The sequence below is a fragment of the Providencia sp. PROV003 genome, assembly GCF_045040775.1.
In the GTDB taxonomy this organism is placed as follows: Bacteria; Pseudomonadota; Gammaproteobacteria; order Enterobacterales; family Enterobacteriaceae; genus Providencia; species Providencia huashanensis.
Genome location: NZ_CP096369.1, coordinates 2,605,972 through 2,622,301 on the forward strand (window position 1 = coordinate 2,605,972; position 16,330 = coordinate 2,622,301).

The 16,330-nt window shown below is 39.0% G+C and carries 9 protein-coding genes, 2 tRNA genes and 1 pseudogene; 5 read left to right on the forward strand and 7 right to left on the reverse strand.

The features are described 5' to 3' along the window. Position 1: 1 nt before the first annotated feature. Positions 2-2,293: a class 1a ribonucleoside-diphosphate reductase subunit alpha gene (gene nrdA / locus M1F14_RS11795; RefSeq protein WP_042844413.1), complete on the reverse strand. Its 2,292-nt coding sequence runs from the start codon at positions 2,291-2,293 to the stop codon at positions 2-4. A 358-nt stretch (positions 2,294-2,651) separates the two neighbouring features. Beyond that, positions 2,652-3,374, reverse strand: a complete 723-nt coding sequence (gene ubiG / locus M1F14_RS11800; protein ID WP_181468593.1) for a bifunctional 2-polyprenyl-6-hydroxyphenol methylase/3-demethylubiquinol 3-O-methyltransferase UbiG — start codon at positions 3,372-3,374, stop codon at positions 2,652-2,654. Between the two features lie 290 nt (positions 3,375-3,664). Between ubiG and gyrA the strand changes: the two genes are divergently transcribed. Beyond that, complete coding sequence (gyrA, locus tag M1F14_RS11805; RefSeq protein WP_181468592.1) at positions 3,665-6,280, forward strand: DNA topoisomerase (ATP-hydrolyzing) subunit A; 2,616 nt, start codon at positions 3,665-3,667, stop codon at positions 6,278-6,280. A gap of 218 nt (positions 6,281-6,498) precedes the next feature. Next, the gene (gene rcsC / locus M1F14_RS11810) at positions 6,499-9,285 is read left to right on the forward strand and encodes a two-component system sensor histidine kinase RcsC (protein WP_232370538.1); all 2,787 of its coding nucleotides are present in this window, start codon (positions 6,499-6,501) and stop codon (positions 9,283-9,285) included. A 68-nt stretch (positions 9,286-9,353) separates the two neighbouring features. Here the strand turns inward: rcsC and rcsB are convergent, their stop codons facing one another. Next, positions 9,354-10,004, reverse strand: a complete 651-nt coding sequence (rcsB, locus tag M1F14_RS11815) for a response regulator transcription factor RcsB (RefSeq protein WP_004259923.1) — start codon at positions 10,002-10,004, stop codon at positions 9,354-9,356. 1 nt (position 10,005) lies between these two features. Then, complete coding sequence (gene rcsD, locus M1F14_RS11820; RefSeq protein WP_181468590.1) at positions 10,006-12,705, reverse strand: phosphotransferase RcsD; 2,700 nt, start codon at positions 12,703-12,705, stop codon at positions 10,006-10,008. A gap of 212 nt (positions 12,706-12,917) precedes the next feature. Here rcsD and M1F14_RS11825 point away from each other — a divergent pair. From M1F14_RS11825 to M1F14_RS11835, 3 genes are all read left to right on the forward strand, one after another. After that, positions 12,918-13,005 (forward strand) — tRNA-Ser (locus tag M1F14_RS11825). A gap of 5 nt (positions 13,006-13,010) precedes the next feature. Beyond that, positions 13,011-13,086: transfer RNA gene (locus M1F14_RS11830), tRNA-Thr, on the forward strand. A 158-nt stretch (positions 13,087-13,244) separates the two neighbouring features. Then, positions 13,245-14,414 (forward strand): phage integrase central domain-containing protein, encoded by a 1,170-nt coding sequence (locus M1F14_RS11835; RefSeq protein WP_181468589.1) that lies wholly within the window; start codon positions 13,245-13,247, stop codon positions 14,412-14,414. Here the strand turns inward: M1F14_RS11835 and M1F14_RS11840 are convergent. The 3 genes and pseudogenes from M1F14_RS11840 to M1F14_RS11850 form a co-directional block, all read right to left on the reverse strand. Then, a complete protein-coding gene (locus M1F14_RS11840; RefSeq protein ID WP_154600877.1) occupies positions 14,411-14,608 on the reverse strand; it encodes an AlpA family transcriptional regulator in 198 nt (65 codons plus the stop codon). The genes M1F14_RS11835 and M1F14_RS11840 overlap by 4 nt on opposite strands. A 13-nt stretch (positions 14,609-14,621) precedes the next feature. Then, positions 14,622-14,900 (reverse strand): hypothetical protein, encoded by a 279-nt coding sequence (locus M1F14_RS11845; protein WP_181468588.1) that lies wholly within the window; start codon positions 14,898-14,900, stop codon positions 14,622-14,624. Between the two features lie 4 nt (positions 14,901-14,904). Beyond that, a pseudogene (locus M1F14_RS11850) lies at positions 14,905-16,293 on the reverse strand (SNF2-related protein). Between the last annotated feature and the right edge of the window lie 37 nt (positions 16,294-16,330).

The window sequence follows — 16,330 nt, forward strand, 5'->3', positions numbered from 1 at the left end:
ATTAAATTTTACACGCGCCGCCTTCGCAATCGGAATCTGCTGACTCAACAACTTCTTCCAGATCACCTTGCACATCTTCCGCGCCATCGCGGGTGTTGTGATAGTAAAGTGTTTTCACACCAAACTTATAGGCGAGCAATAAATCTTTTAGCAATTGGTTCATTGGTACTTTACCGCTCTCGAAACGAGTTGGGTCATAGTTTGTGTTTGCAGATATCGACTGGTCGATAAATTTCTGCATGATACCAACGAGTTGTAAATAACCGCTATTTGAAGGCATTTGCCATAACAGTTCATAAGCACTTTTAAGATTTTCGTAATCAGGGACGACCTGACGTAAGATGCCATCTTTAGATGCTTTAATACTGATGTAACCACGTGGCGGCTCAATACCATTGGTTGCGTTTGAAATCTGGGATGATGTTTCAGAAGGCATCAAAGCAGATAATGTAGAGTTACGCAGACCATGTTGTTTAATGTCTTGGCGAAGTGCTTCCCAATCATAATGTAAAGGCTCATTAGTTAACTTATCGAGTTCTTTTTTATAAGTATCGATCGGTAACACACCTTGTGCATAAGTGGTTTCATTGAACCATGGGCAAGCGCCTTGCTCTTTTGCTAGTTCATTTGAGGCTTTCAACAGGTAATATTGAATTGCTTCAAAGGTTTTATGCGTTAGATTATTTGCACTGCCATCGGAGTAACGAACACCATGTTTTGCCAAATAATAAGCATAGTTGATCACGCCAATACCTAAGGTACGACGGCCCATAGACCCTTGCTTCGCTGCAATAATTGGGTAATCTTGATAATCGAGTAGGGCATCTAACGCACGGACAGCTAACGTGGCTAATTCTTCTAACTCATCAAGGCTTTCAATTGCACCTAAGTTGAAAGCAGAAAGTGTACATAGCGCGATTTCACCATTTTCATCATTAATGTTATTTAATGGTTTTGTCGGTAATGCAATTTCTAAACACAGGTTCGATTGACGAACGGGTGCAACTTGTGGGTCAAATGGGCTATGTGTATTACAGTGGTCAACGTTTTGAATATAAATACGACCAGTAGATGCACGCTCTTGCATCATTAATGAAAATAGCTCAACGGCTTTTACGGCGGTCTTGCGAATATTTTCATCTTGTTCATATTTCACATACAAGCGTTCGAATTCTTCTTGATCAGCAAAGAAAGCGTCATAAAGACCAGGCACATCAGATGGGCTGAACAACGTGATATCTTGGTTTTTAATCAAGCGTTCGTACATCAATTTATTTAACTGAACGCCGTAGTCCATATGACGAACACGGTTACCTTCAACACCACGGTTATTTTTTAGAACCAATAAGCTTTCAACTTCTAAGTGCCAGATTGGGTAGAATAATGTTGCTGCACCACCGCGGACGCCACCTTGAGAACAAGATTTAACCGCTGTTTGGAAGTGCTTATAAAATGGTATACAGCCAGTATGGAATGCTTCACCACCACGAATAGGGCTACCTAATGCACGGATACGCCCTGCATTTACACCAATTCCTGCACGTTGTGAAACATATTTGACAATGGCACTTGATGTGGCGTTGATAGAATCAAGGCTGTCTCCACATTCAATTAGAACACAAGAACTAAATTGACGCGTAGGTGTACGTACCCCAGCCATAATTGGCGTAGGTAGTGAAATTTTGAAGGTAGATACGGCATCGTAGAAACGGCGAATGTAATCAAGACGTGTTTCTTTTGGGTAATGTGAAAATAGACAAGCCGCGACTAATATATATAAAAATTGCGCACTTTCGTATATTTCACCAGTTACGCGGTTTTGTACTAAATATTTGCCTTCGAGCTGTTTAACCGCAGCATAGGAAAAATTCATATCACGCCAATGGTCAATAAAACTATCCATTTGCTCGAACTCTGCTTCGGAGTAGTCTTCCAGCAAATGCTTATCATATTTCCCCATTTCAACGAGGTGTTTTACATGTGCATACAGTGCTGGTGGCTCAAATTGGCCATAGGCTTTCTTGCGTAGGTTAAATATCGCAAGACGTGCGGCAAGATATTGGTAATCTGGTGTTTCACCAGTAATCAAATCGGCTGCTGCTTTGATCATCGTTTCGTGAATATCAGAAGTTCTGATCCCATCATAAAACTGAATCTGTGAACGTAACTCCACCTGAGAAACAGATACGTTACTGAGGCCTTCAGCAGCCCAGGTTATTACCTTGTGGATTTTATCGAGATTAATGCGTTCTTTATGTCCATCACGTTTTGTGACTAACAGACTCTGGTTCATGAGCAAATGCACCTTGGTTGAACAACAAATAGTGTAATGCAAACATAAAAAAGCCCATGGTTAAATGCCATGAGACTAGTTGTGTTATGTTTTGCCTTACTACTATATGTAGTAGTTTGTTGAGAATACCATAACAAGATAATGTTAATATGCGATTTTATCAAGTGAACAAATTGCGGGGTTCTTGTGGATAACTGGTTGGATAAGAAAATAGATCATGTCGGTAAGCTGCATGGTAAAAGGAACTAATAAAAAAAAAGCTTCCGACATGAGGACTAAAATAAATTTTGTAAATTGCGATCGTTTGCTGCTTTCTTAAACGTACTGCTTGCGATTTATTCTTTTCGCGACTAACAGACTATTCGCTGATCGTGTGCAGCATATAATTGACATCCACATTTGGGCCAAGCCAAAATTTATCAGTCATAGGGTTATAGTGCAACCCTATGATATGTTTATCTTTTAACTGTGTTTCATCGACCCAGCTAATCAATTCTGATGGGCGAATAAATTTATTCGCATCATGAGTCCCTTTGGGGACCATTTTCATCACATACTCTGCAGCAACAACTGCCATCAACCAAGCTTTTTTATTACGATTAATAGTAGAAAAAATAACATGGCCACCTGGTTTAACTAATTTTGCGCAGGCTCTGACGACAGATTGTGGGTCTGGCACATGCTCTAGCATTTCCATGCAAGTTACAACATCATAGGCTTGAGGGTGTTTATCCGCATGTTGTTCAACCGTTTCTTGAACATATTCAACAGGAATACCTGACTCAAGCGAATGCAAACGTGCAACCATTAAAGGTTCCGCGCCCATATCTAGGCCAGTAACCTCAGCACCTTCACGCGCCATACTTTCTGATAAAATGCCGCCACCACAGCCTACATCAAGAATTTTTTTACCGAAAATCCCCTCTACACGTTGCATGATGTACCCTAAACGTAATGGGTTAATACGGTGTAAAGGGGCGAACTCGCCTTCTAAATCCCACCAGCGGGACGCGATGGATTCAAATTTTTCAATTTCTTGTTTATCGACATTAAGATACGCTGGGGTTTGGGTATCACTCATTAAAGAAGCTCCTATTTTGATCCTATTACCCGATAGACCTATTATTGATAGCCTGATTTTAATAGGGGAGGTGATAGGCGCCCGTTTATTATTGAAGGTTAAAATGCAGACAATAACTGAGTTATCGCAGCTATTCATTGCAGAACCTTCAAGTTTCGGACACATAAACTTAATTTTCCGCTATTATACATAGCTTGAAAGACAAATACCCGTCTCTTATTTTTATTAAATTGGCGAATTGTGGTATAGTTCTACTCTTTGAATCCGAAGTTATGAGGGACAGTGGTTCCATGAGCGAGATTGCCAGAGAAATCACACCAGTTAATATCGAAGAAGAGCTTAAAAGTTCGTATTTGGATTATGCAATGTCCGTTATTGTCGGCCGTGCACTTCCGGATGTTCGAGATGGACTGAAGCCAGTACACCGCAGAGTACTATTTGCGATGAATGTATTGGGAAATGATTGGAATAAACCCTATAAAAAATCTGCCCGTATAGTCGGGGACGTCATCGGTAAATACCATCCACATGGTGATTTCGCTGTTTATGAGACTATCGTTCGTCTTGCACAGCCTTTCTCTATGCGTTACATGCTGGTGGATGGTCAAGGAAACTTCGGTTCAGTTGATGGAGACTCAGCTGCGGCAATGCGTTATACGGAAATCCGTATGGCGAAAATTGCTCATGAGCTACTGGCTGATCTTGAAAAAGAAACCGTTGATTTCGTTCCAAACTATGATGGAACAGAGCAAATTCCTGAAGTAATGCCAACGAAAATCCCTAACCTTTTAGTTAATGGGTCGTCAGGTATTGCTGTTGGGATGGCAACTAATATTCCTCCTCACAATTTAGGGGAAGTTATAAATGGTTGTCTTGCCTATATAGAAGATGAAGATATCAGTATTGAAGGTTTGATGGAGCACATACCGGGCCCAGATTTCCCGACTGCTGCCATCATCAACGGTCGTCGTGGTATCATCGATGCTTATCGTACAGGGCGTGGTAAGGTTTATATCCGTGCTAGTGCAGAAGTCGAAGTCGATGAGAAAAGTGGCCGTGAAACCATCATTGTCAGCGAAATACCTTATCAAGTGAATAAAGCTCGCTTGATTGAAAAAATTGCTGAACTAGTCAAAGACAAACGTGTTGACGGTATCAGTGCATTACGTGATGAGTCAGATAAAGACGGCATGCGTATTGTCATTGAGGTAAAACGTGATGCGGTGGGTGAGGTTGTCCTAAACAACTTGTATTCATTAACTCAGCTGCAAGTTTCTTTTGGCATTAATATGGTGGCTTTACATCAAGGCCAACCAAAAATACTGAATCTAAAAGATATTATTGCTGCTTTCGTTCGTCATCGTCGTGAGGTTGTTACACGCCGTACCATTTTTGAACTGCGTAAAGCACGCGATAGAGCTCATATACTTGAAGCGTTAGCGATTGCATTAGCGAATATTGACCCAATTATCGAGCTGATCCGTAAGGCACCAACGCCAGCAGAAGCCAAAGCAGGGCTGATAGCAAGGTCTTGGGACCTTGGTAATGTGGCTGCGATGCTAGAGCGTGCAGGTGATGACGCGGCTCGTCCAGAATGGTTAGAAGAACAGTTCGGTGTTCATGATGGTCAATATTTCCTTACTGAACAACAAGCACAAGCTATTCTTGATTTGCGTTTGCAAAAGTTAACGGGTCTTGAGCATGAAAAATTACTCGAAGAATACCGTGAACTTTTAATTCAAATTGAAGCTCTGTTATTTATTTTGCGCAGCCCTGAACGTTTGATGGAAGTTATTCGCGAAGAATTAGAAATTATTCGTGATACATATAATGACCCTCGACGTACTGAAATTACCGAGAATACCGCGGACATCAATATTGAAGATTTAATCAATCAAGAAGATGTGGTCGTTACGTTATCTCACCAAGGTTATGTGAAGTATCAGCCTCTGTCTGATTACGAAGCACAGCGTCGTGGAGGGAAAGGTAAATCGGCAGCGCGGACGAAAGACGAAGACTTTATTGAACGCCTCTTGGTTGCCAATACGCACGATACCATCTTGTGTTTCTCAAGTCGTGGTCGCTTATACTGGATGAAGGTTTACCAATTACCAGAGGCCAGCCGTGGTGCTCGTGGTCGTCCAATCGTTAACTTATTACCACTTGAACAAAACGAACGCATTACAGCTATCTTACCTGTACGAGAGTACGAAGAGGGCTACAACGTGTTTATGGCGACTGCAAGCGGTACGGTGAAGAAAACGCCTTTACAAGAATTCAGCCGTCCAAGAAGCGCAGGTATTATTGCGGTTAACCTAAATGAAGGTGATGAACTCATTGGTGTTAATTTGACCGATGGCTCAAATGAAGTCATGTTGTTCTCTGCGCAAGGTAAAGTGGTTCGCTTTGCTGAAGATGCAGTAAGACCGATGGGGCGCACTGCAACAGGTGTTCGTGGTATAAAATTAATGGATAACGATAAAGTTGTCTCTTTAATTATTCCTCGAGGGGAAGGCCATATCCTGACTGTAACAGAGAATGGTTACGGTAAACGTACTGAAGCAGCAGAATATCCAACAAAATCACGTGCAACTCAAGGGGTTATCTCCATTAAAGTGAGTGAACGTAACGGGAATGTAGTTGGCGCCATTCAAGTCGATGACACTGACCAAATCATGATGATCACTGATGCAGGGACGTTAGTTCGTACTCGAGTGTCAGAAGTCAGTATTGTTGGTCGAAATACTCAAGGTGTTACTCTGATTAGAACTGCCGAAGACGAAAAAGTTGTTGGCTTACAGCGCGTTGCTGAAACGGAAGATGATGAAGGTTTAGATGATGAAAATGTAGACGAAAACACCATGGAAAATGGTGTGGATGATGCAGACATCAATGAACAAGATTAATCATTTCGTTTAATCTACTCAACGGGCAGCCGATCACGCTGCCCGTTTTACTTTTCTAATTGATATCTCTCATGGTTTTTATTACTTTTCATGTTTATCGCTTTTTTATCATGTGATCGAGTATAATTAACGGTCATGGTATCGAATATACAGGAAGGCGCTTGAGATATTTACCCTCGTTTAAAACATCACTTAGACTCTCTCGAGATTTATTTCGTATCCTCGGCTTGATGTTGTGGGGGATGGGCGTTTTTATTACTTTATTTTTTCTTTATTCACAATTCAATGAGTATAAATCTGACATACGTCAGCAATTTTATTCAGGGCATGAGAATCTTCAGGCTTATATTCAACAAACCGGTGCGACCTTAAATTCTATTCAGTCAATGACTGAACAATATAAAACTAAATTACAAGAGTCTGGGAATGGAAAGGCTACATCTACAAGTTTTATGGATTTGCCTAGTGCATCAAACTATTCTTTTTATAAATTAACCGCCGATACAGATTGTGATTATTTTAGGAATAGAGCTGAAAATTATTTACATGCTTTCGAACAATTAAATTATTTCTGGAAGGATAGTATTGCGGCTCCACAAGCCTTAAATCATGTATTTTTAGTCGGTTCAAGAAGTTATTGTATGGTGGATTATCCGATCCGTTCTACAATATCCGATATTGAGATATTGAAAAAAGTGAGTTATGAGAGTGTACGCACCTATCAGGGACTAAGGCTGAGAGGCAAAGAGCGTAATTTGTTCACTATTGTGCATGGCGCTCAACCCGATAACGGCCAAGTCTATCTAATTCAACCTGTTAATCATAAAGAGATGTTGCTTGCTTTTATTGGTTTAGAACGCTCAATCAATTTGAATCAATTTAATATAAGTAAAAATAAAGCAGTTGAAATATTGATGGTGAATAATTATAACCAACCTGTTTTATATTCACCGGTAGATATGAATCCTAAAAGTTCAGCACTGTTGAATATCGCAGAGCCTTCTTTTTTTGGCTTTAATTCTGATTATTCAAAATTAATTTTTAAGAAGCGTTTAGCCCCTTCTCAAGTAACGGTTATTTTCTCAATAGCAACATCTCAAATACTCGCGAGCTTAGAAGATACTATCTTCTACGGGGTAATACTTAATATTTTTACTGGTGGGCTTATTTTCTTTCTAATCTGGTTGTTAGAAAGAAAAATGTTGGAGCCAGCTGCGAATACCGCTATTCGCCTCGAAGAACATGAACAATTTAATCATAAAATTGTGGCCTCCGCGCCTGTGGGGATCATTATCTTACGGTTAACGGATGGTGGCAATATTCTAAGTAATGAGCTAGCTCATGATTATTTTCGCTTATTAAGTGATGATGATAAGCAGCGGATTTTGACAATTATTCGCCAGAAAGCGAGTAATTATATTGATGTTGTGACAACAAATGGTACACATTTACAGATCAGCTTTGTGAATTCTCGTTATCAAAATGAAGATGTCGCGATTTGTGTTTTAATTGATATCAGTATCCGTGTGCAAATGGAGAAATCATTGCAAGATATTGCTGATGCTGCAGAGCAAGCTAACCATGCAAAATCGATGTTCTTAGCAACGGTAAGTCATGAATTAAGAACACCGCTATATGGGATCATCGGTAATATTGAATTATTGCAACGTTATGAGTTATCCGAAAAAGCAACGCGTTTAGTGTCCACAATGGATAATTCTTCTTCATTACTGTTGCAAATCATCAGTGATATTTTGGATTTTTCTAAAATTGAATCTAAACAATTGAAAATAGAAAATAAACTTTTTAATTGTCGGGAAGTATTTGCATTTGTATTAGCTAACTATTTGCCATTAGTGACCAAGAAAAAAATATCGTTGTATTCTTATATTGAGCCTGACATTCCTGATTTAATTCTCAATGATTCAGTACGGCTACAGCAAGTGGTTTCTAATATTGTTAATAACAGTATTAAGTTTACGGAATCTGGTTTTGTACTGTTGTATGTTTGGAAAGATGAGAATTATTTGAAGGTCGAAATCCGAGATTCAGGGATAGGCATGACTCAAGCAGTGGTGATGCAATTATTTGACCCATTCTTTCAAGTACATGACCAAAACAATACCGGACACAAAGGAACAGGTTTAGGTTTAGCTATATGTGAAAAACTAATCAACCTAATGGATGGTGATATAGAAGTTAGTTCCCAAATAGGTCTTGGAAGTTCATTCACAATACGTATCCCACTTTATGGGCAAGAGTACATTAAAAAAACGGTTCCCGATTATCGTACAGGCTATCGTATTGCTATTTCGTGCCAAAACGAATTCTTAATGAATTTCCTATCACGGCTATTAGCACATGAAAAATTTATAGTAGTAACTAATAACTCTATCGACAAAACAATCGATTATGACCTGTTGATAACCGATTGTGAGCATAAAGGGGAAGTGAGAAGCACTCATCATATTCAGTTGTCGAGCTTCTACGCAGGTGATCTTTATGAAGCAAAATCAAATGAATGGGTTTATAACACATATCAATTAGATAAGTTACCCGTATTAATTGATAAAGTTATTATGAAAACCGTTGAGAATTCACAGAAAAATGTTAGCTCGAATGAGCAACTAATGGCAGATTTTTCTTTGGGTGAATACCATGTACTTATTGTTGATGACCACCCAATCAATCGGATGCTTTTGAGTGAACAATTAGCCAGCATCGGCTTTACAACGGGTACTGCAGTGGATGGATTAGATGCACTGAAATACTTAGATAGCCATCATGCTGATATTATTTTAACGGACGTCAACATGCCAAATATGGATGGTTATCAATTGGCAAGAGAGTTACGCCGCTTAGAATATAATTTACCTATTGTTGCACTAACAGCGAATGCGATGGCTGAGGAAAAACAACGCTGTATCGATGCGGGTATGAATGATTGTTTATCAAAACCAACCACTATTGCTATTTTGCGCGAGACATTGACCCGTTTTTGCTGAAAAATGAATGGAGTAAAAAATAAAAACCCGTAACCGGGTTTTTATCGTGTAGTAAAAGAACTTAAATATTACTCTGAAGGCGAGTTATCAATGCTGACAGAAGAAAGATAGTTCAGTAAGGCAATATCATTTTCAACGCCTAATTTCAGCATTGCTGATTTTTTCTGGCTACTAATTGTTTTGATACTACGATTAAGCTTCTTAGCAATTTCAGTGACTAAGAAACCTTCAGCAAATAAACGCAGAACTTCACTTTCTTTTGGCGATAAGCGTTTATCACCGTAACCACTCGCATTGACTTTTTCTAACAATTTACTCACACTTTCAGGAGTAAACTTTTTACCTTTCTGTAAGGCCGCTAATGCTTTAGGTAAATCTGCTGGTGCGCCTTGTTTTAACACTATACCTTCGATATCCAGTTCTAGAATTGCACTTAGAATGGCTGGATTATTGTTCATGGTGAGAACAATAATTGAAAGGTCAGGATAATGGCGTTTAATGTATTTGATTAACGTAATACCATCGCCGTATTTATCACCTGGCATAGATAAATCAGTAACTAGAACATCAGCGTTTAAGCGTGCTAAGTTATTAATTAAAGAGGTTGAGTCCTCAAATTCACCTACGATATTCACCCATTCGATTTGTTCAAGTGATTTTCTGATACCGAAAAGAACAATAGGGTGATCATCGGCAACAATGACATTTAGGTTATTCATCTTATTGGTTACCTTCTGGCATTAGTTTTTTGACTGAATTATCCAGCATGCTAATGCATTTTCTTATTTCCAATCCGTTTTCATCTGCTATATAACGCTCTAAATCTTCACAAATTTTATGAAGAACTGTGAATTCGAGCATAGCAAAAACTCCTTTTAAACGATGTGCAGTGTTTTTCAATTCGGTCAAATCCTCAACACTTTCACTATTATACAGTTTATTAATATCTATCGGTACTGTTGTTATGAACAAATCTCGATATCCACTGTTAGCTAAAACTAATTGATAACTTTTAATTGCATTTTCCATTTCTCCATCAGGGTTAGATAATGAAGTTTGAGATTCAACCTCGTTAGGTTCTGGTAGGCGTGAACATTCATCTTCGCTATCCGAATTTTCGATAAGTAATGAAATTGCACTAATAAGCTCATCAGCAAAGTTATAATTAACCTCTATGTAGTGAGGTTGCAACTCGTGCATTCCAGAAAGATTACCATTAATTTTGATAATGTGTTCAAAACATTCTTCATTATTATCAGTGATCAACAGATCCCAATCCGTATGCGGAGAACTTTCATTTAAATCAAGAAATTCTGCGCCATAATTGGCTAAGGTATTTCTGATAATACGCGAAATATCTGCATTATGAATATTTAACCGCACGTAGACATCCTCTAATAAAGCAGGATAATCCTTAACAAGGAGTTCATTGGTCGCTGGAAGTGTAATCTCATAATGTGTGCCTATCGCATCGCTAGTACGAATCGAAAATGTCCCATTCATCCTCTTTACCAATAACTTACATAAATAAAATGTCATACCAGAACGAGTGAAGTGAGATGAATTTAGTATTTTCCCAAGAAAAGGACTTTGCAAGTTATTAAGTTCTTGGTTACTAAGCCCTGAACCACTATCTCTAATGTTAAGTAAAACGACTCTTTTTTCTGAATCATAAGATAGCGTGAAAGATATCTTCCCAAAAGAGGTTGTTGCAATAGAATAATCCCAAATGAGTTGTATTAGATGCTGTAAATAAGCCAAATTGGTTTCAATTAATGAATCAGGATTGATATTGTTATGAAAATAAAGGGCTAACCCTTTATTATTAAGACGCGATAGGTTTTGTTTCAAAAACTGATTAACGACATTTGCAATCGAAATTTTTTCACTTTTTAGTGGAGTTGTTTCTGATTCTAGCTGATTTAGCAACCCTATATTTTCAAACCAACGGTTAATATAAAATAGCTGACTTTCTATTTCTAAAACAAATTTTTGGTTATTTTCACCTGAAATTTTAGCTAATTTAGTTAATTGGTCGTCAACTTGGATAAGGGCAGGAAGTATTTCACTACACATATTTTCAAATACAACCTTGCGCATTTGGATATTCTTTTTATATTCACGGTTGGCTAGTTCTTGGCGTTTTTGAGTGAGAGCTTCCTTGTCTTTATCTACAATAATAAACATGACAGTATTTGCTTTGGTTGCACTTTCAACAAGTACGATCTCATAAACAATATTTTCAATCGAAACCTGAATAACATCATGATTTTCGATTGCCATCTCTTTTATATGAACCAAATCCATTGAAGGTAGTAATTGATTTGCAATGTTATTGCTAAGGATTTTTTTGTTGGCATTAAAGTCGTAGACTAAAATACCATAGGCAATATGGTTAATCAGGGCATTGTTTAGCGCTTCGTTAAAATGGAGTTCTTGTAGCATGTTGGTATTGGGAGAAATAAGTCGTTTACGAATAAAAGCCATGATCAACAAAGCAAGGAAAATCATGATGAGCATGCCTGTCATTAACCAAAGGTTAAAGCTCACCATATTAAAAATAATGTTTTTTAATGAAGTATGATAATAAAGCTGATAGCTAGTCCCTTCAATAGGTTGCGAAAATATTAGGTTTGTTCCAACCCAAGAGGTATGAGACTCATTACTGCCAGTACTTGATGGGCGTGTATTAATGGTGAAAAAATCCCCATTAAGGCTTGCTGGGATCAGCGAATTAATGGAAATATCAAACGAAATAACACTGGTTAGCTGCCCTGGAGAGTTGAACATCAAGCGATAAGTATAATAGAAGAGGTTATCTGGAGAATACTTTTGTATATTAGATATAATTTCTCGTCTATCTAACAGTGTCGATTGAGTCAACATATCCGCACGCTTTTCTTCAGCAGTTAGAGTCAGATAGCTTTCCTTAAAACGTAGTTCAGGCTTAAGTATTGAATGAGTAGTTACTAAAACTAAAGTATTATCTAGCCCATTAAGATAATACATTGAGTTATATTCATTGCGTGCACCCCAGACAATCTCCATATAATCAGCTAGCTTAGTGGCTAATACATTATTCGCTTTTTTATTATTCCCAAATACAATCGCATCAATAGTTTGGTTTGCACTACTTAACCAAAAAATATCATGGCGCATTTCTGTCACGGAAAGTTTATCTATAGCAGTGGGAGTTGTTTTATCATTGGCAAGCTTATAAATGTGGCTAGCTTGGTAGCGGTAGTCTTCGATTTGATACGCTAACCTAGTGGCCATACTACTTAATGAGGTCTGGCGGTTTTGCACCCATGCTTGATAGTAGTTAAATAGTGATAAAAACAGCATCACAATTAACAACAGAATAAACGCAGCAAAAATACGTGAAAGAGTGCTTGGTTTTAATGATGATTGTTTGTACATACTGTAGCGTGCGTTCCCATAGGCTAAAAATTATTAGGTTAAAAATCATACGCCTAGAGAAATGATAGACACCGATTTTGCACAGATATTACCATTATTTTTCGCAAATAGAGAGTAATTGAGTGAAGATTAGCCAAACGAAGTAAAAAAATCAATTTTTTTACTTTCAGGGGTAGACAAGGCGTCGGGATTCCTCCATAATCGCGCCCCATGGAGAGATGGCCGAGCGGTCGAAGGCAGCGGTCTTGAAAACCGCCGATGGGAAACCATCCTAGAGTTCGAATCTCTATCTCTCCGCCATATTCGCCGGCTTAGCTCAGTTGGTAGAGCAACTGACTTGTAATCAGTAGGTCACCAGTTCGACTCCGGTAGCCGGCACCAAATAAGAACCCGTTATCTCATAGAGATAACGGGTTTTTTCTTATTTCAATCAAATTTAACTGTGTTTTTATCCAGTGAATTCCAGCCTAATCCATTGCAATCCTCTGCATAAATGGGTACAAAGATGGGTATCTGAGTTAGGAAACTGGGTACCTATTATGAAATTATCCGCTCGCCAAGTAGAAACCGCGAAACCTGAAATAAAAGACTATAAGCTTTCCGATGGTGCAGGGCTTTTTTTACTTGTTCGAACCAATGGCGCAAAATATTGGCGTTACCGCTATCAATTTGCGGGTAGAGAGAAAATGTATGCTATTGGTGTCTACCCGGAAATTACTTTAGCAGAAGCAAGACAAAAACGTGACGAAGCGAGACGCAAAGTCTTAGAAGGTGTTGACCCCGTTAAAGCCCGACAAGTTAAAGCCGTTTCTGATATAGAGAATACATTTCGAAAATTATCGATTGAATGGCATGAATTTAAAAAATCACGTTGGTCAGCAGGGTATGCTTCGGATATTCTCGAAGCATTTAAGATGGATATTTATCCTGTCATTGGGGATTTGCCTGTTGATAGCATTGAACCCATTTATGCTTTGAAAGCGTTATCTGCGATAGAGCAACGTGGCGCCACTGAAAAAGCGAGTAAAGTTAGGCGTTGGACAAGTGAAGTATTTAAGTATGCAATTGCGACAGGGCGAGCTAAGTATAATCCGGTGGCTGAACTAAAAAGTGCAATGAAAGGGCATGTATCTACTCGTTTTCCTTTTCTGATAGCTAATGAGCTACCTGATTTTTTATCGGAGGTATCTGATTATAGTGGCGACCCAACTACGGTACTGGCAACCAGAATATTAATGCTTACTGGGCTAAGAACGGCAGAGCTAAGATTTGGTGAATGGTCAGAAATAGATTTTGATGCCCGGCTGTGGTCAATACCTAGAGATAAGATGAAGAAAAGGAAAGATCACCTTGTTCCTTTGTCTGACCAGGTGATTATTTTATTGAAAGAGTTAAGTCGATTATCGGGCCGCTTTAGATATATGTTTCCTAATCGTTCAGATCCTATGAAGGTGATGAGCGAAAACACAATTAATGCGATGATAAAAAGGATAGGTTGGGAAGGTCGAATTGTTGGGCATGGTTTTCGCCATACAATGAGCACCATTCTTAACGACCAAGGGTTTCCCGCTGATTGGATAGAATTACAGCTTGCTCATGTAGACAAGAATGTTATTCGAGGAACATATAACCATGCCCAATATTTAGAAGGGCGGAGAGAAATGCTGCAGTGGTATGCAGATTATATTGATAAGCTTTATTTGATTTAAGATGCAGTCCGTTGTTGTTTCCATTCATTAATTTCCCCTCGTAGCCAGCGAGCTGCACGCACACCAATTTTATGTTGTGAGGGGAATTCTTTCCGTTTGATCATTTCATAAATAGTCGATTTTTTTAGAGTCACTAATTTTTCGACTTCTTTCATTGTGAGTAAATCGTCGTCACGTTCTTTAGCTTCAATCATGTTAGTATCCTATTTACCTATTATCTAATTTAAAGAGTTCAATGATATTTGCATCAGGGCAATATTCTTTAACAAGCTCGATTTGCTTTTTGTCTTTGGTAAAGTTTAAGCCTCGAGCGTTCCGATATTCCCAAGCGTAGGGGCTAAGTTGTTGGTACTTGAGCAGTTTATCGCATATTCTATAAATCAGCTCTGCAGGGAATGAAATATAATCATCATCCATACTGTTCATAGCATCGCGTGATTCATATTTAATTTGCCGTGTAGCTTTAATTAGCTCATCTTTTTTCACGGTATTATTTCCTCTTCATTGCTTCTAATAGAAGGTCTTGTATTTCGCGCTTAGAATTACGGCGTTCCATAACAACTTCATCCATAGTTCCCGCTGCGATAAGATGGTGAATAAATACAGGACGGTTATAACCAGCTTGAATTTGTCGAGTAGGGCCGATACGTTCAATGATTTGTTGGTATTGTTCCAAATCCCACCAATGTGAGAAAAAGACCAAAATATTCCCACCATCTTGCAAATTTAAGCCATGTCCGGCACTAGCAGGGTGTGCAAACAGAATCGATATTTTGCCTGCGTTCCAATCGCGTAATGTTTGGGGATCAGCATCTAAATTCTTGCCATTAGGAAAGGCTTTTAATAGGCGTTCTAGGTCATGTTTCCAGTGATATGCAACGAGAATTGGCATACCGCCTGATTCGCTAATAATACTTTCCAACGCCTGAATTTTGGCATCGTGCAGTTCGACCCAATTTTTACTATCATCGGTATAGATAGCACCACTGGCAATTTGCAAACATTTTACCGTTTTAGCCGCTGCATTTAGCGCTTCAATACCTTCATGCTCCAGCTCAAGAAACATTTCTTTTTCCATTTCTTGATATTGCTTTCGGGCTTTGGTAGGAAGTTCGAGTTTAATGATGTTATGGATAGGCTCTTCAATATCGAACCAATCAGCGGCATCAAGGGAGATTGTGACATCCCGTAAAGCATCTTGCATTTGCTCTTGAGCAAAAGGCCAAGGCTCTAACTTAGACCACTGTTGACCAGGGAATTGAATGTTATTGAACCAACGTGAAGTAAAAGCGCTATAAGTCCTACCAAGACGTTGACCCTGATCGACAAACCATGCTTGCCCCCACAAATCAATCAACCCATTAGGGGAAGGGGTTCCCGTCAAATTTACTCATCGATGTACATGTTTGTGAGCAACTTTCGCCAGTGCTGCGGCACGTTTGCCCCCTTTACGAAGTCTAAACGATTTTAGCCTTGTACTCTCATCCGCAATGATGGTTCCGAAAGGCCAATGATCACCAAATATTTCAACTAGCCAAACAAGGTTGTCGTAGTTAATAGTAAATACGCTCGCATTGGTATTTTTGATAGCCGCCATACGCTCTTTGGCGGTACCAATAATAGGTTGAACATCAATATTGCGTAGGTGATTCCATTTAACCGCTTCGTCTGGCCATGTTGAACTTGCTACCCGTAAAGGCGCAAGAACTAAAGCTGGTTGTGTTTCACTTCCCGCCATAAACAAATCTTCTAATGCGGTGAGCGTTGATACTGTTTTGCCCATACCCATACCCATGCCCGCCCACACGTTCGAGCGCTTAATATCAATTTCGTGGCTGAGTATGAGATCTTGGTACGGGCGTGGGGTGAGAGTTTTCATGTTTATCCTTAAGGTATCTGTCCTTAATAACACTCAA